The sequence below is a fragment of the Methylocapsa palsarum genome (genome assembly GCF_900114285.1).
Taxonomy (GTDB): Bacteria; Pseudomonadota; Alphaproteobacteria; order Rhizobiales; family Beijerinckiaceae; genus Methylocapsa; species Methylocapsa palsarum.
The window spans coordinates 133537-155752 of record NZ_FOSN01000004.1 but is presented as its reverse complement, the minus strand read 5'-3'; the positions used below and the strand labels follow the sequence as shown (position 1 = coordinate 155752).

At 64.0% G+C, this 22216-nt stretch carries 17 protein-coding genes; 10 read left to right on the top strand and 7 right to left on the bottom strand.

The window, feature by feature from the left end:
* Positions 1-328 precede the first annotated feature (328 nt).
* From BM177_RS06450 to BM177_RS06430, 5 genes are all read left to right on the top strand, one after another.
* A complete protein-coding gene (locus BM177_RS06450; protein ID WP_244532162.1) occupies positions 329-3076 on the top strand; it encodes a caspase family protein in 2748 nt (915 codons plus the stop codon).
* A gap of 202 nt (positions 3077-3278) precedes the next feature.
* Positions 3279-4406: a Ppx/GppA phosphatase family protein gene (locus BM177_RS06445; RefSeq protein WP_425284374.1), complete on the top strand. Its 1128-nt coding sequence runs from the start codon at positions 3279-3281 to the stop codon at positions 4404-4406.
* Between the two features lie 404 nt (positions 4407-4810).
* Positions 4811-6373 (top strand): DUF1254 domain-containing protein, encoded by a 1563-nt coding sequence (locus BM177_RS06440; protein ID WP_091680097.1) that lies wholly within the window; start codon positions 4811-4813, stop codon positions 6371-6373.
* Positions 6370-7071, top strand: coding sequence for an RlmE family RNA methyltransferase (locus tag BM177_RS06435; protein ID WP_091680094.1), 702 nt, complete (start codon positions 6370-6372; stop codon positions 7069-7071). Before BM177_RS06440 ends, BM177_RS06435 begins: the two co-directional genes overlap by 4 nt.
* Before the next feature lie 13 nt (positions 7072-7084).
* Positions 7085-7816 carry a YoaK family protein gene (locus BM177_RS06430; protein WP_175492519.1) on the top strand — a complete coding sequence of 244 codons (732 nt, stop codon included), beginning with the start codon at positions 7085-7087 and terminating at the stop codon, positions 7814-7816.
* A gap of 75 nt (positions 7817-7891) precedes the next feature.
* Here the strand turns inward: BM177_RS06430 and BM177_RS19960 are convergent, their stop codons facing one another.
* The 6 genes from BM177_RS19960 to BM177_RS06405 form a co-directional block, all read right to left on the bottom strand.
* Positions 7892-8068: a hypothetical protein gene (locus BM177_RS19960; RefSeq protein WP_175492518.1), complete on the bottom strand. Its 177-nt coding sequence runs from the start codon at positions 8066-8068 to the stop codon at positions 7892-7894.
* A 35-nt stretch (positions 8069-8103) separates the two neighbouring features.
* On the bottom strand, positions 8104-8322 hold the full coding sequence (locus tag BM177_RS06425; protein WP_091680086.1) for a hypothetical protein: 219 nt from the start codon (positions 8320-8322) through the stop codon (positions 8104-8106).
* Between the two features lie 147 nt (positions 8323-8469).
* A complete protein-coding gene (locus tag BM177_RS06420; RefSeq protein WP_139223537.1) occupies positions 8470-9063 on the bottom strand; it encodes a hypothetical protein in 594 nt (197 codons plus the stop codon).
* A 377-nt stretch (positions 9064-9440) separates the two neighbouring features.
* Positions 9441-9908 carry an SRPBCC family protein gene (locus BM177_RS06415; RefSeq protein ID WP_091680304.1) on the bottom strand — a complete coding sequence of 156 codons (468 nt, stop codon included), beginning with the start codon at positions 9906-9908 and terminating at the stop codon, positions 9441-9443.
* On the bottom strand, positions 9895-10230 hold the full coding sequence (locus BM177_RS06410) for an ArsR/SmtB family transcription factor (RefSeq protein ID WP_091680302.1): 336 nt from the start codon (positions 10228-10230) through the stop codon (positions 9895-9897). The genes BM177_RS06415 and BM177_RS06410 overlap by 14 nt, the downstream gene beginning before the upstream one ends.
* A 120-nt stretch (positions 10231-10350) precedes the next feature.
* On the bottom strand, positions 10351-11907 hold the full coding sequence (locus BM177_RS06405; protein ID WP_342028894.1) for an MFS transporter: 1557 nt from the start codon (positions 11905-11907) through the stop codon (positions 10351-10353).
* A gap of 53 nt (positions 11908-11960) precedes the next feature.
* Between BM177_RS06405 and guaB the strand changes: the two genes are divergently transcribed.
* The 4 genes from guaB (at position 11961) to BM177_RS06385 (ending at position 17627) form a co-directional block, all read left to right on the top strand.
* The gene (gene guaB / locus BM177_RS06400; RefSeq protein ID WP_091680077.1) at positions 11961-13451 is read left to right on the top strand and encodes an IMP dehydrogenase; all 1491 of its coding nucleotides are present in this window, start codon (positions 11961-11963) and stop codon (positions 13449-13451) included.
* Positions 13452-13482: 31 nt separating this feature from the next.
* Positions 13483-13899 carry an MAPEG family protein gene (locus BM177_RS06395; protein WP_175492517.1) on the top strand — a complete coding sequence of 139 codons (417 nt, stop codon included), beginning with the start codon at positions 13483-13485 and terminating at the stop codon, positions 13897-13899.
* Positions 13896-15188 carry an RsmB/NOP family class I SAM-dependent RNA methyltransferase gene (locus BM177_RS06390; protein WP_091680069.1) on the top strand — a complete coding sequence of 431 codons (1293 nt, stop codon included), beginning with the start codon at positions 13896-13898 and terminating at the stop codon, positions 15186-15188. The genes BM177_RS06395 and BM177_RS06390 overlap by 4 nt, the downstream gene beginning before the upstream one ends.
* A 258-nt stretch (positions 15189-15446) precedes the next feature.
* The gene (locus BM177_RS06385) at positions 15447-17627 is read left to right on the top strand and encodes a malate synthase G (protein ID WP_091680066.1); all 2181 of its coding nucleotides are present in this window, start codon (positions 15447-15449) and stop codon (positions 17625-17627) included.
* A gap of 47 nt (positions 17628-17674) precedes the next feature.
* Here BM177_RS06385 and BM177_RS06380 read toward each other — a convergent pair whose 3' ends face one another.
* Positions 17675-19681, bottom strand: coding sequence for an acetyl-CoA carboxylase biotin carboxylase subunit (locus BM177_RS06380; protein WP_091680063.1), 2007 nt, complete (start codon positions 19679-19681; stop codon positions 17675-17677).
* Between the two features lie 338 nt (positions 19682-20019).
* Here BM177_RS06380 and BM177_RS06375 point away from each other — a divergent pair, with 338 nt between their 5' ends.
* A complete protein-coding gene (locus tag BM177_RS06375) occupies positions 20020-22215 on the top strand; it encodes a TonB-dependent receptor (protein WP_210185888.1) in 2196 nt (731 codons plus the stop codon).
* The last annotated feature ends 1 nt before the right edge of the window (position 22216 follow it).

Below are 22216 nucleotides of genomic sequence, written 5' to 3'. Positions count from 1 at the left end.
CCAGAGCCAAAAGCTTGAGCATAGTCTGGTCGATTGGAGTGATTCAATCCCATCGGGATATGCTCGAGCGCTTTCCGATCGCATGACTTCATGCGATCGATCAGAAATCGTTCCAGAGTGAGTGGCTTGAGCATATTCTTGTCGATTGGATTGATTCAATCCGATCGGAATATGCTCTGGCGCCAGATCTTGAATTCGCCATACCGGCCCCCGATCAATCGCCACAGCGTTCATCGCGCATTCAGCGCCGCTGGTTCTGTTTAAAGACCGCGCGGCGGTCAGTTCTTTAATGCCAGGATTTCAAGCAAGAATGTCAGGATTTCAAGCAATGCTTCGATTGCCTCTTTGCGGCCTCGTGATCGCGAGCCTGGTGTTTTGCGGCGCGGTCGAGACCAGGGCGTTCGCCCAGCCAGCCGAGCCGCGGCTCGCGCTGGTGATCGGCAACGCGGATTATGTGAACCAGCCGCTGGCCACGGCGGCCAACGATGCGGGCCTTGTCGCCGAGAGTTTGCGTGCGGCCGGTTTCGACGTCACCGGGGCCGCCAATCTCGATCAGGAAGCGCTTCGCCGGGCGTTTCGCGATTTCCTCGCGAAGGCGGCGCAGGCCGGGCCACAGGCGGTCGTGTTTGTCTACCTTTCGGGGCTGGGGCTTCAATACGAAGGCGAGAATTACTTCGCTCCCGTCGAAGCGATCATCAAGCATGACGCGGACGTTCCGATCGAGGCGCTCCGCATCTCCGACTTCTCGCGCGCCCTCGGCGCTTTGCCGCTGCGGGCGCGAATTCTGGTCCTCGACGCCGCGCGAAAAAATACCTTCGCGGCCGAGGGACAGCCGCTTGCCGGCGGCCTCGCCCTCGTCGACGCGGATCCAGGGGCGCTTTACGCCTTCAACGCCGCCCCGGGGACCATCGCACCTGACGAGCCCGCGCCTTATGGCGCCTACGCGAGGGCCCTTGCCGAGATGCTGCGCGAAGGCGGCGCGCCCATCGATGAAACGTTCGCAAGGGTCCGCCTTCGGGTCAATGAAACGACGAAGGGGGCGTTCGTGCCCTGGGACGCCGCCAAGATCGTCCCCCCGCTTGTCCTGCTGCCGGGCGCTCCCGACGCTCCGCCTCCCGCCGCCGCGCAGGCGAGCGAAGCCTTGCGAGTCCGCCCGATCCGGGAATTTCCCGTCGCCTCGGAAGCCTACGCCGCCGCGATCGAGCGCGATTCGTTCGCAGGCTATCAGGATTTTCTCGCGGCCTATCCGGGCGATCCTCTCGCCGGCCGCGTTCGCGCCTTGCTGGCGGCGCGGCGGGAAGCGTTGACGTGGCGGCGCACGGTCGAGGCCAACACGCCGGACGCCTGCTGGACCTATATGCGCCGCTATCCGCACGGACCTCACTATCCGGACGCCCGCCGCCGGCTGATCTATCTGTCCGCGCCGCTTGAACCGCCGCCGCGGTTCGACGCCTACGATTTCGGCGGCCTGCCGCCGCCGCCCCAGGAGGAATACGTCATCATCGACCGCCCGGTGCTCGTCTTCGACTCCTGGGGCTATCCGCCGCCTCCGCCGCCGCCGGTCTACTTTCTGCCGCCGCCGCCTGTGGTGTTCGTCGACCTGCCGCCGCCGCCGCCGCCCGAGCCGGGGTTCCTGCCGATCCCGATCCCGATTCCAATCCCTGTTTCGGTGGGACGGCCGGATTACCGGCCGGGGGTCCTCGTGCAGCCCAATTTCGGCCAGCAAAGGCCGATTGGAGCGGCTCAATCAGGCCCAGGTTCCGTGGCTCCGGCGCCGCTGCAGCCGGTCGGCTCCGGCGGGCCGCAAGCCCAGCCAGGCGCGCCCGTCACCGCGGCTCCGCTCCCGATTCAACCCCCTGGACAGGCGGGACGTCCCGCGGCTGGAGGCCCCGGAGGCGTCGCGCCCGCGGGCGCTGGCCCGCTCCATCCAGTGGTCGGGCCTGGCGGGACCCTGCCGCCGGCAGGCGCACCGATCGCGCCGGTTTCGCCGCCGGCCGCCGCTGCTCCGACCGGGGCAAAGCCGCTTGTCCCGGGGACCCCCGCCGTCGGGACAAGCCATGAACTGCCTCAGGGAAAAGCGCTTCCGCCAGTGGCCGCTCCAGAGCATGCGCCGGCGTTGAAGCCTGGCCTGCCGGCCGCCCCGATCGTGCCGGCTCCGCCGGCAGGCGCCGTCGCGCCGTCCGAGGCGAAGCCCGCCGCGCCGGGCGCGCCCATCACGGGGCCAACCCATGAACTGCCTCATGGCACGGCGCTTCCGCCAACGGCCGCTCCAGGGCTGCCGCCAGCGGCCGTTCAAGGGCATGCGCCGGCGTTGAAGCCTGGCCTGCCGGCCGCCCCACCCGCGCCGGCTCCGCCCGCAGGCGCCGTCGCGCCGACCGAAGCGAAGCCCGCCGCGCCGGGCGCGCCCGCTGCTTTGCCCGGCCTCACTGCGCCGACAGGCCATCAATCGCCACAGGGAAAAGGACTTCCTGCGGCCGCCCCGCCGCCTCACGCCTCCGGGGTCAATGCCCCCGGCGCCGGTTCAGCGAATGGAAAACTCGCGCCGTCGGCCCCAAGAACCCTCGCGCCAGCTCTTGCACCGCATGACCAGCCCGCGCCGACAAATCCGGCGAATGGATTGGCGAGGCCGCAACAAAGCGCCCCCAAGGCGCCGGTCGCGCCTTCGCCGCCGCAAGTGAGGCAAGCAACGCCGCCGCAGGCGAGGCAAATTCAGCCGCCGCCGATGCAGCCGAGACAGGTTCCGCCTCCGCAGCAAATGAGACAGGCTCCGCCTCCGCAGCAAATGAGACAGGCTCCGCCTCCGCAGCAAATGAGACCGGCTCCGCCGCCACAGCAAATGAGACCGGCTCCGCCGCCACAGCAAATGAGACCGGCTCCGCCGCCACAGCAAATGAGACAGGCTCCGCCTCCGCAGCAAATGAGACAGGCTCCGCCTCCGCAGCAAATGAGGCAGGCTCCGCCTCCGCAGCAAATGAGGCAGGCTCCACCGCCGCAGCAGGTGAAACAGGCTCCGCCGCCGGCCAAGCCGCAGCCGCCTTCGGGGACGAAGCCGCCGCCAGGGGCTCCGGTCCAATAGCGCCGCCGCGACGCGCCAGGCCGCCAGGGCTTGGCGTTCGTCTGAAGGGTTGTTACACTTTCCTCTAGCCGAGAGGTCCGCCGCTAGAGTTTCAATCTGAAGATCGCATGGCGACGCCAGGAGTTCTGAATTGGGCCCAGTGGAAAGCGCTGACTTGTCTTCTGGGCCAATCCTTCCGGGGCCGACCTCACCAGAAAACGATGTGGGCAAGATCGTCCAGCCTGCGCGGTTTCTGGCGTCGCATCATCGTCCGGGCGAGGATCATGTTTACGCCGCGCTCGATCTTGGCACCAACAATTGCCGTCTCCTGATCGCACGACCGTCGGGCGGCGGCCGCGCCGGATTTCGCATCATCGACTCATTTTCCAGGATCGTCCGCCTTGGTGAAGGGCTTTCGAAATCCGCGCGGCTCAACCCGGCGGCGATCGAGCGCACGATTGGCGCGCTCCAGGTCTGCCGGCAGAAAATCGACCTCCGCGGGGTCACCCGGGCGAGGCTTGTCGCGACCGAGGCGTGCCGAATGGCCCATAACGGCGCCGAATTTCTTGAGCGGGCTTATGATTCGACGGGGCTCGAACTCGAAATCGTGGACCGCGAAACCGAAGCCCATCTCGCCGCCGCAGGTTCGATATCGCTCGCCGATCCCGCCGCGGAAGGCGCGCTCTTATTCGACATCGGCGGCGGATCGTCCGAACTTGTCTGGCTCGGTCCAAGCGTCGGGAAGCCGAGAGGCGGCCGCGCGACAGACGCGCCTTTGTCTGAACGGGTCCGCTGCTGGGTCTCGCTGCCCCTTGGGGTCGTCACTCTTGCGGAAAAATTCGGCGGCCTCGAGGTCTCCAGCGCCGTGTTCGAGGCGATGATCGGCCACGTCTCCGGCGAACTCGCCGGCTTCGTCGAGAGGGTCGGCGAGAGGCGCCATTGCAAACGTTTTCATCTCCTCGGCACGTCCGGCACGGTGACGACCATCGCAGGCGTATTTCTCGGCCTCGTCCGTTACGATCGCCATCGGGTCGACGGCTTGTGGATGTCTTCGGCCGATGTCGATGACAGCATCAAAATCCTGCGCGGCATGACCTACGAGGACCGCGTCGCCAATGGTTGTATAGGCGCCGGCCGCGCCGATCTCGTTCTCGCCGGATGCGCGATTTTCGAAGCCATCCGCCGCGCCTTTCCGGCGGAGCGGGTCCGCATCGCGGACCGGGGGCTGCGCGAGGGAATTTTGCATCAGCTGATCAGCGCCGATTCCGTCAGCGAAAGAGGAAGCAGCCGCGCCGCCTGCTCGCATGGACGCGCCGGGGCGAACGAGATAAGCTTCAAGCAGCCGATTTGATTGATAGGATCGAATATAAAAACGTTTTCAACGTTGATTTCAATGCACCGAAGGTCTTGCGTTGGCGCGCCTGCCTCCCCGACACAACCCATTGAATCTGAAATTTTGACGTCTAGAGCGCTTTCCGATCGCATGAAGTCATGCGATCGATCAGAAATCGCTCCAGAGTCAAAAGCTTGAGCATAGTCTTGTCGATTGGATCGATTCACTCCAATCAGAATATGCTCCAGAGCGCTTTCCGATCGCATGAAGTCATGCGATCGATCAGAAATCGCTCCAGAGTCAAAAGCTTGAGCATAGTCTTGTCGATTGGATTGATTCGATCCGATCGGAATATGCTCTGGCGCCGAGGCGGGAGAAATCCCGACGCCGGGAACGCGACGGATTTAGTTTGAAGGATTGAAATGATCGTCGCCCAACAAATGCTGGCGCGCGTGCGTGCGGCTCAAGCTCGGAAGGCTGGCGCGGATTCATTTCGCATCGGATTGTTGACGGCCGTCATCTTGTGTTGCTCAACTTGCGCATACGCGCAAATCGCGCCGCCGCCCCCCGAATTGGAATACGAACTGGAGAAGAAAGCCGCATTTTCGCAGACGGAGGCGGCGCGGACCAAAGCGCTGGAGGCTTATTCGGACGCACTGGGACTCACCGCCGCGACATGGGGCGCTCCCCTCGTGACGATGTACAGCCTTCGCTACAACGATGCTGTCGGGCCGAACGCCAGGGCGCTAGCCAACACGATCTGGCGCATGGACGACATTTCGACGCCGGAGCTTTCGCGGGAAGCTGGCTATGTCACGCCGAACGTCAACACCTTGTATGGATTCGGCTTCCTCGATCTGTCCGCCGAGCCGGTCATTCTCCAGGTCCCCGATTCTCACGGGCGCTATTACATGGTCGAGATCGTTGATTTCTGGACCAACGCCTTCGCTTACGCGGGCGGCGTCGCCACCGGCTACAAGGGAGGCAGGTTCGCCCTCGTGGGGCCTAGATGGAAGGGCAAGCTGCCGGCGAATGTCAAACGCATCGATTGCCCGACGCGCTGGGTGCTGGTGCAGCCTCGGGTGCACGTGCGCGATCGCGCCGATCTGCCGGCGGCCAAGGAGGTGCTCGACGCCATCACGGTTCAGGGCCTTTCGGCGGCGACGGGCAAGCCGGCGCCTTTGCAGCCGGTTTATCATTACGCCGCGCCGGAATTCGCCGATTCGAAACTTCCGGTCAGCGCGCTGTCGTTCAGGGATCCAGTCCAGTTCTGGGAAATCCTCGCCGCCGCGCTGATCGAAAATCCTCCGCCGCAGGATCAGATGAAAGCGCTTCTGCCGCTTTTCAGGCCGCTCGGCTTGACGCCCGGCCAGCCGTTCGACCGCGCCAAGGTCGAACCGGTCGTTCTCGAATCGATGCGCAAGGTCGCGGCGTTCACCGGAAAGGCGCTGTCGTTGCTCCCGAACGGGTCGTTCCGCAACGGCTGGGTGACGCCAGCGCCGACGATCGGCGATTTCGGCGTCGATTACTACAACAGGGCGGTCACCGCACGAAACGGCCTGACGGCCAATACGCCGCGCGAGGCGATCTACATCGGCGGCGTTGAGGGAAACGACGGCGAACGCCTGTCCGGAGACAAGCGCTACACGGTGACCTTCAAGGTCTTGCCGCCCACCGTCGAACCTGGATTCTGGTCGCTGACGCTTTACGGTCTCGCCGACAATTACACGGTTCCCAATCCGATTCACCGTTATTCGCTCGGCAGCGACGACACGGCGATGCGTCTCAACGCGGACGGGTCGCTCACCATCGCCATCCAGAAAGACAGCCCCGGCGAGGACAAGGAGACGAACTGGCTCCCCGCGCCGGAGGGCGCGTTCTATCTGGTCCTGCGCGCCTATGCTCCCGGCGCGGCGCTGCTGCGTTCGCAGACGGAGCCGGACGCCTATCCCCTTCCTCCTATCGTGGTTGAAAAAAGCCCGTGACCGAACCGCCATCCTCCGGCCGCGAAGGCGGGCGTTCCCTCAAGACAAGGGTCAAGACCGCGCGCAAGCGCTCGTTGTCCTCGACGCTGTGGCTTCAGCGCCAGCTCAACGACCCTTACGTCGCGCGGGCGAAGCGCGAGGGCTATCGCTCCCGCGCCGCCTTCAAGCTGATCGAGATCAACGAGCGCTACCCGATCCTGAAACCCGGCCAGAAGATCATCGATCTTGGCGCCGCCCCCGGCGGCTGGTCGCAGGTCGCCGCGAAAACAATCGGCGCGGAGCAGGGCAGGGGACGGGTGATCGGCATCGACCTTCTCGACATCGAGCCATTGCCGGGCGCCGAATTCAGGACGATGGATTTCATGGATGAGACTGCGCCGCGTCTCCTCACCGAGTGGCTTGGCGGCAAGGCGGACGTGGTTTTGTCCGACATGGCCGCGAACGCCACGGGCCACAAGAAAACCGATCATCTGCGGATCGTCGGACTTGTCGAGCTCGCGGCCGATTTCGCCTGCGGCGCGCTGGCGCCCGGCGGCGCCTTTCTCGCCAAGGTCATCCAGGGTGGCACGGAAGGCGAACTCCTCGCCCGCCTCAAACGCGAATTCGCGAGCGTCCGCCATGTGAAGCCGCAGGCGAGCCGCGCCGATTCCGCCGAGCTTTATGTGCTGGCGACGGGGTTTCGCGGGCCGCCCGCGTGACCGGAGCGCCGCCATGAAAGACGCCGCCTCCGCCAGTGAACGCTTCGACGCGGCCGACGCCGGGCTGGCGCTGCTGGGCCTCGCCGCCGGGAGCATGGACGCGCTTGCGTTCTTTCATCTCGCCGCCGTGTTCCCCTCGGCGATGACGGGCAATACGGCCTTGCTCGGCCTCGCGCTCGGGCGCGGAGACCTCGTTGCGGCCTCGAGCCCGCTGACTGCCTTCGCAGGTTTTTTCGTCGGCGCCGCCCTTGCCGCGCGCATCGATCTCGCCGCGCGCGGACGCCCCGCGTCGCGGGTCGTCGTGTTGCTGCTCGCGATTGAAACTGGCCTTCTCGCCGCTTTCGTGGCGGGCTGGCGGCTTGGCGGCCCGCCGTCTCACGGCGCGGGAGCGTATGGATTGATCGGGATCGCGTCCCTTGCGATGGGAGTTCAAAGCGCGGCGGCGCGGCTCGTGGGACGATCGGGAATCTCCACGGTCGTGTTCACCAGCACGCTGACCTCGATCGCCGCCGCTGTGGCCGAAGCGCTGGACCGGCGCCCGCGCGCATTGTCCTGCGCCGCCCTGCGCCAGGCCGGCATCGTCTTGAGCTATGGCGCCGGCGCCGTCCTTGCGGGCCTGCTCGCCGCGCACAAGCCGTCGGTCGTCTTTCTGCCATTACTGGCGGTGCTGGGCGCCTTGGCTTTTCTACGGCGCGCCGGGCCGGGCGCTGGAAACCCGGCGATTCGGCCTGACGCGTCGCCCTGAAAAAAATGGCCCCGTCGTTCCTGACGGGGCCAAGTCGGGCCGGGAGGCCAAGGGAAAGTCGGACGGGCCGTATCGTCAGTTCGGGATCGAAAGGCCATCGGCGAGAAACGCGGCGTCCGCGTGTTCGAACGGCGCGCCTGTCATCGCAATTGGAGAAGGACTTCTGCGGGAGAGGCCCGTCGCGTTCATGCCGAACAGGGTCAGCCCTGTCAGGAGCGTCGGAACCAGGGCGATCTTGAAGAACAGACTCATGATTGGCGTCTCGATCGATGAGGGTCGCGCCGAAATTACGCCGGGTCGTGACTCTCCGCCTCGAGCGAGGCGGTGTTGATCGCGCCGTGACCTTCGGGCGCGGCGGAGGAGGCGATGTTGATCGAGCCATTGCCCTCGGGGGCGACATAGGAGGCGGTGTTCACATTGCCGTTGCCCTCGGGAGCGGCGGCGGCGAAGATCGCGGCGGTCGAGAGAAGCGCGGCGCCGAACAGTGCGATTTTCAGAGTTTTCATTGTATTCCCCTTTGAGTTTGTTCGCCTCGGGCCTCGTCGCCCGGTGTGATCATGTGATAATCCGGCCCGCGCCGGGCTGCGGTGCGCGGATGCACATGGGAAACGTGAGGCCGGGCGCGCTTCGGCGCGGGGGAAATGCGCAGCGGCTTAAGGGTGCGGGTTCTGGCCCCGGGCGATCATCAGATGATGCATCTGATGGTGCATGCCGCGCGTCATGAGGCCGAAAAAGCCGAGGCCGCGCAGTTTGGCGGCCTCCGAAGCTGGCGGGCGCACAATGAGCATGGCGCCGTCCGCGATCTCGGACGCAATGAGGCCCCATCCGTCCGCGCCGTCCATGGCGCCTGCGTGGGCGATGACCATGCGGCGGATGGAGTCGCGGACGGCGCCCGCGCCCGTGATCGTAAAGCGCATTCCGCCCTCGACATTCTCGTTTTTGTCGTCGGCTGAGAGGATGACGTTGTTCATATCGACGAGATGGGCGCGCAGCGCGTCGATATCGACCTTCGACCAGTCTGTTGATGGGTCGGCTTCGAGAAGGCCGACGATTTCCTGAATGGCGGCGAAGGCGTCCTGCCCGGGCTGCGCAGGGATGGGGTTGGAAGAGTTGGACCCGGCCATGTGATGCATGTGCATCATCATCTGCTCATGCGTCATCTGATGCGCGGCGGGGTCAGGCGGCGGCGATTGCGCCATCGCGGCGGCGGGCACGAGGATGGCGAAAAGGGCGAGGGGGCGGAGCATGGCCATCAATCTATGTGGTGGGATTTTGAGCAGGTATGGCCAAACATTCACACCTGATTCCTGCGCTGAAAAACCACTTTCCCATCAAGGGTCGGATGTTTGTGCATAACTCTTGATTTTTGCACATCTCAGAAACTTCCTCACTCCCCCGCCGTCTCGATCTCGTCCGTTTGCGTCGCGCCTCGTCCGGCGATGTCGGCGCCGGCGTCGGGCGGCAGGCGCATGAACGACAAAGCCGAACTCATCGACACCAGCCCCATGACCGACGGATGTCCAGCGGAAGTCCTGCCGCGAATACGTTGGCCCGGCCGCCGCGCGACGATTCCGTCGCCACGCCGCCGCGAGGCTGATGTTCAAGCCTTGTCACGGAAGCATTCTTACGCCGCCTCGCCCCGGCAATCCACTGTTCGGCTGACCACAACCTGCCCCGTTTCGAGGAGCGATTTGAGATTGGACAGAACCTTCGGCCATCCGCCGGAAAAGGCTTCGACGGATTTCGATGCGGCCCTGTCCATGCTGTGAGTGACGGTCAGTTTGACGGCGCCATCCTCAGGTTCGATTTCAAAAACGCACAGCGAATAACCTTCGGCTTTCAGCTCGGGTTTCCATTCGTTGCGCCACCTGATGGCGAGATGTTTCGGCGGATCGCTTTCGGCAATTTCGCCTGCGTCGGCGACGTGTCCGTCAGGAAATTGCAATCGCCACGGCGAACCTGCCGTCCACTCGCTCTCGCAAGACATGCCGAACCAATATTGTTTCATAAATTCGCTGTTGGTGAGGGCGTCCCACAGCTTTTCAGGTGTTGTCCTGATATAGGTGACATAGACGAATTCAGACTTGGTCATCGGCATCCTCCTGAAGGGCCTGTTTAAGGTTGTGCAGCGCCTGAAGGCGGTTTTGCTCGAACTTGCCGATCCAGCGCATGTAAATCTCCTGGATCGGAACCGGATTGAGAAAGTGCAGCTTTTCGCGTCCCTGTTTCCTGGTGACGACAAGATTCGCCGCTTCCAGCAAAACAAGATGTTTGGTCACCGCCTGGCGGCTCATGTCGCGGCCCTCGCACAAGTCTCCCAGCGTCAGCCCGCCTTTTTCGCGCAAGCGATCGAGCAGGAAACGGCGGTTGGAGTCGGCAAGCGCCTTGAACACTTTATCTTCATCAGCGAACACGTCAGGATAATAGGCAACTAAATAGTTGCATGTCAATCCAAAAAAGGGGGCGTCTCTCGCCCGAGGTCCATGATTCTCGAACTCGCGATAGTCTCTTCGCGCGATCAATGAATGTTGTAGTTACTCCCCCGCCGCCTCGATCTCGTCCGTTTGCGTCGCGCCTCGTCCGGCGATGTCGGCGCCGGCGTCGGGCGGCAGGCGCATGAACGACAAAGCCGAACTCATCGACACCAGCCCCATGATGAGAAAAGCCCAGCGGAAGTTTTCCGCGGCGAAGACGTCGGCGCCCGGATGCAGCGCGGCGATCCCCTGCAGCGCCGCCGCGCCCGCCGCGATGCCGAGGCTCAGCGATAATTGCTGGCCGACCGAGGCGAGGCTCACCGCCTGGCTCATGCGCTCGTGCCCGATCTCGGCGAAGACGATGGCGTTGAGGCTGGTGAACTCCAGCGAATGGATGAAGCCGCCCACGAGAAAGAGGCCCATCATGAGGAGGATCGGCGTCGACGGCCAGAACAGCCCGTAGGCGGCGAGAAAAACGCCGCTGAGGAGGGCGTTGACGATCAGGACCCAGCGGAAGCCGAACCGGCGCAAAATATGCGGCGCCGTGCCCTTCATCGCCATTGCGCCCGCCGAAGAGATGAAGGTGATCGACCCGGATTGAAACGGGTTCATGCCGAAGCTCATCTGGAGCATGAGCGGCAGGAGGAACGGGATCGAGCCGATGCCGACGCGAAACAGCGCGCCGCCGAGAACGCTGGCGCGGAAGGTCCGCAGCGAAAATAGCTTGAGGTCGAGCAGGGGAAAAGGCGCCCGGCGCGCATGCGCGGCGTAGGCCGCCAGCGTCAGCGCTCCAATGGCGGTGAGGGCGAGGGAAAGCTCGACGGGCGCGAGGCCGCGTCCGGCCGTGGCGAGGCCGAACAGCATCGCGGCGAGGCCCGCGCCGGAGAGAAAGAACCCCCTGAAATCGAGCGGCCAGATCGCGTCCGGCTTGACGTTGTCGATGTAGAAGGTGGCGAGAGCCATGCCGAGGGCGCCGATCGGCACGTTGATCCAGAAGATACAGCGCCAGTGGAAATAGGTGGTGATGAAGCCGCCGAGCAGCGGACCCGCGATGGGGCCGAGCAGGGCCGGGATCGTGACGAAGGAGAGCGCGCGGACGAGGTCGCGACGTTCCACGGAGCGCATCAGCACGAGGCGGCCGACCGGCGTCATCAGGGCGCCGCCAAGACCCTGGATGATGCGGGCGCCGACGAGTTCGGGCAGGTTGCGCGAGAGGCCGCAGAAGATCGAGCCGAGGGTAAAGACCAGAACGGCGGCGCGGAACACGTTTTTCGCGCCGAACCGGTCGGCGACCCAGCCGCTGACCGGGATGAAGATCGCGAGCGAGACGAGATAGGAGGTCATCGCCAGCTTGAGCGAGATCGGATCCTCGTTGAGGTCGAGCGCGATGGCGGGCAGCGAGGTCGCGATGACGGTCGCGTCGAGTTGCTCCATGAACATGGCGCAGGCGACGACGAGGGCGGAAATCATATAGCGGGGCAAAGGCGAGGGATCCTTGCGGCGTTCGGGGCGGGCTGGCGCGGGGGTGAAGCGCAGGGAATAACGTCCGGCGTCATCAAAAGATATGCCAAAGCCGCCTTTGCGCGCCGCGGCGGGCGTGCTAAGAGCCGTCGTCAACTCAAGGGCCGGGGCGGCGATGCCTCAGCCAGAGGCGCTGCAGGAGTTGGCTTTTGACTTCCATTATCCGCCCCTCGCTCGGCGAGGCGCTCACTTTCGACGACGTCCTGCTGCTTCCGGGGCATTCCGAGGTTTTGCCCGGCGCCGCGGAACTCAAGACCCGGCTGACTTCGACGATCAGCCTGAACATCCCGATCATGTCCTCGGCGATGGATACGGTGACGGAGGCGCGTCTCGCCATCGCGATGGCGCAGGCGGGCGGCATCGGCGTCATCCACCGCAATCTCGATCCGGGCGAGCAGGCCGAAGAGGTCCGCAAGGTCAAGCGCTATGAGAGCGGCATGGTGGTCAATCCGATCACCATTTTCCCCGACGAGACGCTCGCCGACGCCCTTGCGCTGATGCGGCGCCACGGTATTTCGGGCATTCCGGTGGTCGAGCGCGGCCCCGGCGGCAAGCCGGCGCGGCTTTGCGGCATTCTGACCAACCGGGACGTGCGCTTCGCCGACAATCCGCTGGAACCGGTCTCGGCGCTGATGACGAAGGAACTGATCACCGTGCGCGAGGGCGTCAGCCAGGACGAGGCGCGCCGCCTGCTGCACCAGCACCGCCTCGAAAAGCTCCTTGTCGTCGATGAGGATTTCCGCTGCGTCGGCCTCCTCACCGTCAAGGATATGGAAAAGGCGACGCTGCATCCGCTCGCCTGCAAGGATTCCGAAGGGCGCCTGCGGGTCGCGGCCGCCTCGACGGTGGGCGACGCCGGCTTCGACCGGGCGCTGATGCTGATCGACGCGGGGGTCGATTGCATCGTCGTCGACACCGCGCACGGGCATTCGCAATCCGTGCTCGATCAGGTCGCGCGGCTGAAGCTCGCCTCGAACAAGGTCGCGCTCGTCGCCGGCAATGTCGCGACGGCCGACGGCGCAAAGGCGCTGATCGACGCTGGCGCCGACGCGATCAAGGTCGGCATCGGACCGGGTTCTATCTGCACCACCCGCATCGTCGCCGGGGTGGGCGTGCCGCAGCTGACCGCGATCATGGAATGCGCCGCCGCCGCCAGGGCCGCAAATATCCCGGTCATCGCCGATGGCGGCATCAAATATTCGGGCGATCTCGCCAAGGCGATCGCGGCGGGGGCGGACGCCGTCATGATCGGATCATTGTTCGCCGGGACCGACGAAAGCCCGGGCGAGGTCTATCTCTATCAGGGCCGCTCGTTCAAATCCTATCGCGGCATGGGATCCGTCGGCGCGATGGCGCGCGGCTCCGCCGACCGCTATTTCCAGCAGGACATCAAGGACCACCTGAAACTCGTGCCCGAAGGAGTCGAGGGACAGGTGCCTTATCGCGGACCGCTCGCCGCGATCCTGCATCAGCTGGCGGGCGGCCTTCGCGCCGCCATGGGCTATGTCGGCGCGGTCGATATTGAGGCGTTTCAGGCGCGCGCGAATTTCGTCCGCATCTCCGCGGCGAGCCTGCGCGAAAGCCATGTGCACGATGTGGCGATCACGCGGGAGAGCCCGAACTATCCGACCGGCGGGTAGTTCGCCGGTCTTCTTTCCAACGCGGGGCCAGATGAGTATACAATCCGTTCTGCTGCCGGTTTTCGTGCAGGTTCTGTTGACGTTCGTTATCTTCATCCTGATGGCGAAGGAGCGCTCCGCATTGATGCGGAAAGGCGACGTGCGCTGGCAGGAGATCGCCCTGCGCCAAAGCAAATGGCCGGAGCCCGTGCAAAGATTTGGCGATTGCCTCGAAAACCAGTTCGAGGCCCCGGTCCTGTTTTATCTCCTCGCGGTGCTCGCGATCATTACCAAAGCCGCCGATCTCGCCTTTGTCGTCATGGCGTGGGCGTTCGTCCTCACCCGCATCGCGCACGCCACCGTCTTCGTCACCTCCAATTACGTGCCGCTGCGTGGCCTGCTCTTCATTGTCGGCCTTGTCGATCTCCTCTTGATGTGGGCTCTCTTCGCCTACCGCATCCTGCTGTGACGCCCGGCGCGCGCGTCGCCGCGGCTATCGAGGTTCTGGCCGACATCGAGGCGCGCAAGCGCCCCGCCGCCGACGTCCTGAAGGAATGGGGCCTTTCCCACCGGTTCGCCGGCTCGAAGGATCGGGCCGCGATCGGCTCGCTCGTTTTCGACGCGCTCCGGCGACGTTCGTCGTCCGCCTTCATCATGGGCGAGGATTCCGCGCGGGCGATCATGCTCGGCGCCCTCCATCAGGCGCGCGGCCTGAGCGTCACGGAAATCGCGGCGCTGTGTTCCGGCGAGGGCCATGCGCCCGCGCCGTTAAGCGAGGCGGAAACCACGCATCTCGCCGCGCCTGATCTGACCGATGCGCCGCCTTCGGTCGCCGGCGATTTTCCGCAATGGCTCGAATCGGCCTTCGCCGCCGTGTTCGGCGCGACCGTTGTCGCCGAGACCGCCGCGCTGGCGTTGCGCGCGCCGCTCGACCTGCGCGTCAACACCTTGAAGACGACCCGCGAAAAAGCGCTGACGAGCCTCGCTCATCTTCATGCCGGACGGGCGCCGCTCGCCCCCGATGGCCTGCGCTTGCCCCTGACTCCTGACGGGCGCGGTCCGGCGCTCTCCGCCGAACCGGACTATCTCAAGGGCCGGGTGGAAATTCAGGACGAAGGATCGCAGCTCGCCGCGCTGTGCAGTCACGCGCAGGCGGGAGAGCAAGCGCTTGACCTTTGCGCCGGCGCCGGCGGCAAAACCCTAGCGATCGCCGCGATGATGGGGAACAAGGGACAGATTTACGCGACCGACGCCGACGCGCGCCGGCTCGCGCCGATCTACAAACGGCTGGAGCGGGCGGGCGCGCGCAACGTCCAGGTCCGCGCCCCGCGCCGGGATCAGGACGTCCTCGCCGATCTCGAGGGAAAATGCGACCTCGTGATGGTCGACGCGCCCTGCACCGGGACAGGCACCTGGCGGCGCAATCCTGACGCCAAATGGCGCATCCGGCCCGGCGCGCTGGAGCAGCGGATCGCCGAACAGGACCAGGCGCTCGACGAGGCGGCCCGTTTCGTCAAATCGCAGGGGCGGCTTTTGTACGTCACCTGCTCCGTCTTGCGGGAGGAGAACGAAGACCGGCTGAAGCGCTTTCTGGCGGCACATCCAGATTACAGGAGCGAGCCGCCGCGCCTGATGGCGGAAAAGGCGGGTCTGCCGGAACTCGATGGTTTTGCTTCTCCTTTCGGCTACGGCCTGCGCCTGACCCCGCTGACAAGCGGAACTGACGGATTTTTCATCGCTTTGCTCACGCGGGAATAGCCCGTTTTCGGGCAGGAACTTGCTGCGCGGCTTTTGAATTGTATGACTGGCGCTGGAGCGGGATTCGGTTTTGAAGGGGCGCCGCCCAACAGGGGAGGTGCCGGCTTGAGCGGATGCGTTGCTTTGCCCGGCGCTCGGCTTATAGTCTTTGTGCTTCGGAAGCCGCGATATCCGCCGGCCGAGGGAGTCAAATAAAAAAAGACCAATGAGGAAACGCGTCACTGGAGGAGTGTTCAATCTCGAACCGGTGAGAAAACGATGGATTACGAGCGGATCGGAGACATCAAAGTCGCGGGCGTTCTGCGCGCCTTCATCGCCGATGAGGTTCTGCCGGGCTCGGGGATTAGCGCCGAACGGTTTTGGACCGGACTTGCCGGGCTCATCAAGGATTTCGCGCCGCGCATCCGCGAGCAGCTGAAGGTCCGCGATGAGCTTCAGGAGAAGATCGACGCTTATCACCGCGCCCGCCTCGGTCAGCCCACGGATCTGGCGGAATACGAAAGTTTCCTGCGCGAAATCGGCTACCTCACGCGAGAGCCGGCCAATTTTTCCATCCGCACCGACAATGTCGCGGAAATCGCGCGGGTGGCGGGACCGCAGCTTGTCGTCCCGATCTCCAATGCGCGCTATGCGCTGAACGCCGCCAACGCCCGCTGGGGCAGTCTTTACGACGCTCTCTACGGGACGGACGTGATCCCGGAGACCGACGGCGCGGAACGCGGCAAAGGCTACAACAAGGTGCGCGGCGACAAGGTCGTCGCCTGGGTGCGGGCGTTTCTCGACGAAATCGCGCCGCTCGCCGGCGGCTCGCACAAATCAGTCATTGAATACAAGGTCGCGGGCGACGAACTCGTGGCTAAGCTCGACAACGGATTGGAGACGCGTTTGCGGCACCCCGGCCGTTTCGCTGGCTGGCGCAGGGTCTCGCCTGATTCTTATATCGTGCTCTTGCGCCACCACGGGCTGCACGTCGAAATCGAAATTGATCACAGCAGTCTCGTCGGCGCCGAGAACAAGGCCGGGGTCGCGGACGTCATTCTCGAGTCCGCGCTCAGCACGATCTGCGATCTCGAGGATTCTGTCGCGGCCGTCGACGCCGACGACAAGGTGACCGTCTACCGCAATTGGCTCGGCCTGATGAAAGGCTCGCTTACCGCCTCCCTTGAGAAGAAGGGGCTGCTTGTCGAGCGGCGGCTCTCACCCGATCGGACCTATATCGGGCGGGACGGCGCTCCGATGATTCTGCACGGGCGCAGTCTGCTGCTGGTCCGCAATGTCGGTCATCACATGATCACCGACGCTGTGCTCGACGCGGCGGAGCAGCCCATTCCCGAGACCATTCTCGACGCCGCAGTCACGAGTTTGATCGCAATCCACGATCTCAAGGCCGCAGGGCGGCCTGGCAACAGCAGAAGCGGCTCTGTCTATATCGTCAAGCCGAAGATGCATGGGCCCGGCGAGGTCGCGCTCGCGGACGATCTTTTCGGCCGCGTCGAGGACATGCTGGGCCTGCGCCGGCATACGCTCAAGATGGGAATCATGGACGAGGAGCGGCGCACCACCGTCAACCTCAAGGCCTGCCTGCAGGTGGCGGCCGACCGCGTCGTGTTCATCAACACCGGTTTTCTCGACCGCACCGGCGACGAGATTCACACGTCGATGGAAGCCGGCCCGATGATCCGCAAGGACGATATGAAAGGCTCGGTCTGGCTTGGCGCCTACGAGAACTCGAACGTCGACGCCGGCCTTGCCTGCGGGCTACCCGGGCGGGCGCAGATCGGGAAGGGAATGTGGGCCGCGCCCGACCGTATGGCCGACATGCTGAAGACGAAAATCGTTCATCCCCTGGCGGGCGCCAACACCGCCTGGGTGCCGTCGCCGACCGCGGCCACCCTCCACGCGATTCATTACCACAGGGTCGACGTCCCGAGCCGTCAGGCCGAGCTGCGCAAACGCCCGCCGGCCCGCCTGCAGGATATCCTCACCATCCCGGTCAGCCGCGCGAACTGGGCGGCGGAAGACGTGAAACAGGAGCTCGACAACAATTGTCAGGGCATCCTTGGTTATGTCGTACGCTGGGTCGATCAGGGCGTCGGCTGTTCCAAGGTGCCGGATATTCACGACGTCGGTCTGATGGAGGACCGCGCCACCTTGCGCATTTCCAGCCAGCACATCGCCAACTGGCTGCATCACGGCGTGGTGACGCCGGACGAAGTCATGGAAAGACTCAAGCAGATGGCGCTGGTGGTCGATCGTCAGAACGCCGATGACCCGCTGTATCGGCCCATGGCGCCTGGTTTCGACGGGCCTGCGTTCAGGGCGGCGGCGGACCTGATCTTCAAGGGGCGGGAACAGCCCAATGGCTATACCGAAGCCATTCTCACCCAGCGCCGCCGCGAGGCCAAGGCCGCAAGCGGGCAAATCTCGAACTCTGGCTGAGCCCAAGAGGTCCCGCGGCGAAACCGGGCGGCGGTTCTGCGTTCGCGCTATTCGAACGTCATGATCGGCGCATCGCAAGCGAGCGTGTCGCCTTCCGTCGCGACAATGGTCTTGACGGATGCGTCCTCATCGGCGCGCAGAACGTTCTCCATTTTCATCGCTTCGACCACGCAGAGCGCTTCGCCCGCTTTGACCGGCTGGCCGGGCGCGACATAGACGGCCTTCAGCACGCCCGGCATCGGACAAAGAAGCGCCTTCGCAACGTCCGCAGTCCTTTTCCGCGGCATGAGGGCGAACAGTTCCGCCTCGCGTCTTGTGTAGACGTGCGCTTCGACGACGGCGCCCCCGTGGGCGAGGATATGCCCATTCGGAATGGTCCTCACCTGGACAGAAATCTTGTCGCCGTCGATGTCTCCGCTCCAGACCTTCTGTCCGGGGACCCAGTTCGACGCGCACAAAAGCGCGTGGGCGCTCTCCTTGAAGCAAACGAGAAGGCCGCCGTCTCCCTCTTCGAGTCTCACGCCAAAGGGCGCGCCATCGAGGAGGACGCAGCGTTCGCGCTCGAAGCGGAAGCGGCTGCCGGCGCGGATCTGGCCCGAGATCAGGCGTTTGCGCTCGTTCATCGTGTGGTCGATCGAGGCGGCGACCGCCGCGAGCCGGCGGGCTGTTTCGGGGGCGAGGTCGCGCCCGGCGAATCCCCGCGGATATTCCTGCTCGATGAAGGCGGTCGAGAGCCGCGCCGTCTTCCAGCGCGGGCGCTCCATGACGTCGGCGAGGAAAAAAATGTTGTGCCGCACGCCCTCGATCACGAACTGATTGAGGGCGCGGGACTGCGCCTCGATCGCGGCTGGACGGTCGCCGGAATGAGTCACGAGCTTTGCGATCATCGGATCGTAGTGGATCGAAATTTCGTCTCCCTCGACCACCCCGGCGTCGATGCGGACGTCGGCGCCGTCAATCCTGCCGGCGGCCGGCGGCCGGTAGGTTGTCAGCCTTCCCGTGGAGGGCAGAAAATTGCGCGTCGGGTCTTCGGCGTAGATCCGGGACTCGATCGCCGCGCCGCGCAGATGCACATCCTCCTGGCGGATCCGCAACTTTTCTCCGGCGGCGATCCTGATCATCTGCTCGACAAGATCGATCCCGGTGACGAGTTCGGTCACCGGATGTTCGACCTGGAGGCGCGTGTTCATTTCGAGGAAATAGAACGATCTGTCCTGCCCGACGACGAACTCGACCGTTCCGGCCGAATCGTATTGGACGGCCTTGGCGAGCGCGACCGCCTGCGCCCCCATCTCGCGCCGCGTCGCCTCGTCGATGAACGGGGAGGGCGCCTCCTCGATCACCTTCTGATTGCGGCGCTGGATGGAGCATTCCCGTTCGCCGAGATGAATGATGGCGCCGTATTTGTCTCCGAGCACCTGAATTTCAATGTGTCGCGGGTCGGTGATGAACTTCTCGATAAAGACGCGGTCGTCGCCGAACGAGGATTTCCCTTCCGATCGCGCCCGCGCCAGCCCCTCGGCGAGTTCACTTTCCGCCGCCGCGACGCGCATGCCCTTGCCGCCGCCGCCCGCCGAGGCCTTGATCATCACAGGATAGCCGATCAGGGCGGCGATTTTGATCGCGTCATCGAGATCCTCGACGACGCCTGGAGAGCCTGGAACGGTCGAGACCCCGGCGGCCTGCGCGAATTTTTTCGACTGGATCTTGTCGCCCATCGCCTCGATGGCCGTCGGGTTTGGCCCGATCAAGACGATCCCCGTGGCTTCCAGCGCGCGGGCGAAATCGGCACGCTCGGAGAGGAAGCCGTAGCCGGGATGCACGGCCTCCGCCCCGCACGCTTTGCAGGCGGCGATGATTTGGCCGATGTCGAGATAGGATTGAGCGGCGGGCGCCGGGCCGATGGCGATCGCCTCGTGCGCCATCGTGACATGGAGAGCGCTTGTGTCCGCCTCCGAATAGACCGCGACCGTGGCGAGTCCCATGCGGCGCGCGGTCGAGATCACGCGGCAGGCGATCTCTCCCCGGTTCGCAATCAATATTTTCTGGAACATCAAAGGCCCTGGGATTTTAAGGTGAAACGCCTTTTGCGCCGCCGCTTGTCATGCTCGCCGCGCCGGTCTTCGAGCGCTTTGCGACCGAATGGAATCATGCGGTCGATCAGAAATCGCTCGAGAGCCAAAAGCTTGAGCATATCCTTGGATCGATTCAATCCAATCGGAATATGCTCTTGGGAAGCGGGAAACCAGCGTCCAGTACGTCATCAACCGGAATGTTTTCGGCGGCCCTCGTTAAAAAGCGGCTTTTTGCATGGGCGGGAACCGGGCTGGACTCATCTGATGTTACATTATAACATACCAATATCGGGTTTCCTCGCGCCTTGGATGTCGTCGTGCCAGACAGAATTCATAATGTTGTCAAATACGCCTCTTTGGCCGCCTCTTTCGCCGTCGTCCTGACGCTCACGCCCGCTGGCGCGGCGGGGCAGACGCCTGCCGCCGGACAGTCTGCGGGCGCTGACGCGACCGTCTTTGAGCTCGACGCCGTGGTGGCCACGGCCGCGCGGCTTGATGAAGCGCGGCTCTCGATCCAGCCAAGCCTTGGCGCCAGCGTTTACACTTTCAGTCCAGAGGCGCTGCGGACGATTCCTCAAGGAGAGAACGCGCCGCTGAATCAGATTCTGCTTCAGGCGCCCGGCGTCGCCCAGGATAGTTTCGGGCAGGTGCATATCCGCGGCGATCACGCCAATGTGCAGTTCCGGATCAATGGCGTCCAATTGCCGGAAGGACTCTCGGTTTTCGGCCAGGCGTTGCAGACCCGCTTCGCCAACAGTATGTCGCTGCTCACGGGCGCCCTTCCAGCGCAATACGGCTTTCAGACCGCCGGCGTTCTGGACATTCAAACCAAGACCGGGATCACCAATCCAGGACTCGCTTATTCAATCTACGGCGGCGGCTTCGGATGGCTTCAACCGAGCGTCGAATACGGCGGGCGCAATGGAGCGGTGGATTGGTATGTCTCCGGGGATTACCTTCAGAATAATCGCGGGATCGAGAATCCGGCCAGCACTTTCAATGCGCTCCACGACGCGACGCGGCAACTCCACGGTTTTGCTTATCTCTCCGGCGTCCTCGATCCGGACACGCGGGTCAGCATGATCGGCGGCGCCTTCGACGGCCGTTTTCAAATTCCGAACAACCCGGGGCAGGTTCCGCAACTTGGTCTGAACGTCAACGGCTTGTCGACGTTCAACAGCTCCGCCCTCAATGAAAACCAGTCCGAGTCGACGCAATTTGGCATCCTCTCGCTACAAAAGCGCATCGACCTCAACAATTGGGGCGACATCAACCTGCAAGCCTCGGCGTTTGTCCGCAACAGCGCTTTGGGATTTGCGCCCGACTCCCTCGGTGATTTGCTGTTCAATGGCGTGACGCCTTACGCACGGCGGTCGAATCTTGCCGAGGGCGCGCAGATCGACGCCAGCTGGCGCATCAACGACAGCCACACCCTGCGCTTTGGCTTGCTCGGTCAATTGGAACGCACAGCCTATAACACGACCTCGTTTGTCTTGCCGGTGGACGACGCCGGCGCGCAGACGTCAGCCGTACCTTTCGGAATTGTCGACAATGGAAGCAAATTCGGCTGGCTTGGCGGCCTCTACCTGCAAGATGAATGGCGCATCGCGCCGACGTTGACGCTCAACTATGGTTTGCGGGCCGACGCCGTTAATCAATACACGAACGAGGGCCAGATCAGCCCACGCGTCAACATTGTATGGAAACCGCTCGAGGGAACGGTGTTCCACGCCGGCTACTCGCGCTATTTCGTCCCCCCTCCGTTCGAACTCGTCTCGCCGACGTCAGTCGCGCTGTTCGTCAACACGACGGCGGCGCCCTCCGTGACGCAGGATTCGATCGTGAAAGCGGAGCGGTCGAATTACTTTGACGTTGGCTTCAGCCAGGTCGTCATGCCGCATCTGACAGTCAATCTCGACGGATATTACAAGCAGGCGGTCAACCTGCTTGACGAGGGCCAGTTCGGAGCTCCGATCATTTTGACCGCCTTCAATTACGCCAACGCCAATGTCGGCGGCGCGACCTTTTCGATCGCATATGACGATGGTCCCCTCTCCGTTTACGCCAACGCGGCCTATTCCCGCGCGCTGGGGACGAATATTGTTTCGGCGCAATTCAATTTCGCGCCGGACGAACTCGCCTATATCGCGCAACATTATATTCATCTCGATCACGATCAGACCTGGACCGGATCAGGTGGGGCCGCCTACACGTTCAACATGGGAACGAAATATCGGACGAAGGTTTCGATTGACGCTGTCGCGCAGAGCGGCTTGCGGGCCAGTACGGACAACGTTCCGAATGGAGCTTCTTTGCCCGCCTATGCGACATTCAACGCCAGCGTCGTGCAGAAGCTCGATCTGGGTCTCGAGCAGGCGGCCGAATTACGCTTTGACGTGTTGAATCTTGGCGACGCAATTTATGAAATTCGCGACGGGACAGGCGTCGGCGTCGGAGCGTCGCAATATGGCCTCCGGCGAACCTTCCTCGCCGGCCTGTCCCAGCGGTTCTGAA

Coding starts and splice junctions, on each gene's coding strand:
- BM177_RS06450 (WP_244532162.1), top strand. CDS start 329: ATGCTTCGATTGCCTCTTTGCGGCCTCGTGATCGCGAGCCTGGTGTTT.
- BM177_RS19960 (WP_175492518.1), bottom strand. CDS start 8,068: ATGAGTCTGTTCTTCAAGATCGCCCTGGTTCCGACGCTCCTGACAGGG.
- BM177_RS06420 (WP_139223537.1), bottom strand. CDS start 9,063: ATGCTCCGCCCCCTCGCCCTTTTCGCCATCCTCGTGCCCGCCGCCGCG.
- BM177_RS06385 (WP_091680066.1), top strand. CDS start 15,447: ATGGATTACGAGCGGATCGGAGACATCAAAGTCGCGGGCGTTCTGCGC.
- BM177_RS06440 (WP_091680097.1), top strand. CDS start 4,811: ATGATCGTCGCCCAACAAATGCTGGCGCGCGTGCGTGCGGCTCAAGCT.
- BM177_RS06425 (WP_091680086.1), bottom strand. CDS start 8,322: ATGAAAACTCTGAAAATCGCACTGTTCGGCGCCGCGCTTCTCTCGACC.
- BM177_RS06380 (WP_091680063.1), bottom strand. CDS start 19,681: ATGTTCCAGAAAATATTGATTGCGAACCGGGGAGAGATCGCCTGCCGC.
- BM177_RS06430 (WP_175492519.1), top strand. CDS start 7,085: ATGAAAGACGCCGCCTCCGCCAGTGAACGCTTCGACGCGGCCGACGCC.
- BM177_RS06415 (WP_091680304.1), bottom strand. CDS start 9,908: ATGACCAAGTCTGAATTCGTCTATGTCACCTATATCAGGACAACACCT.
- BM177_RS06395 (WP_175492517.1), top strand. CDS start 13,483: ATGAGTATACAATCCGTTCTGCTGCCGGTTTTCGTGCAGGTTCTGTTG.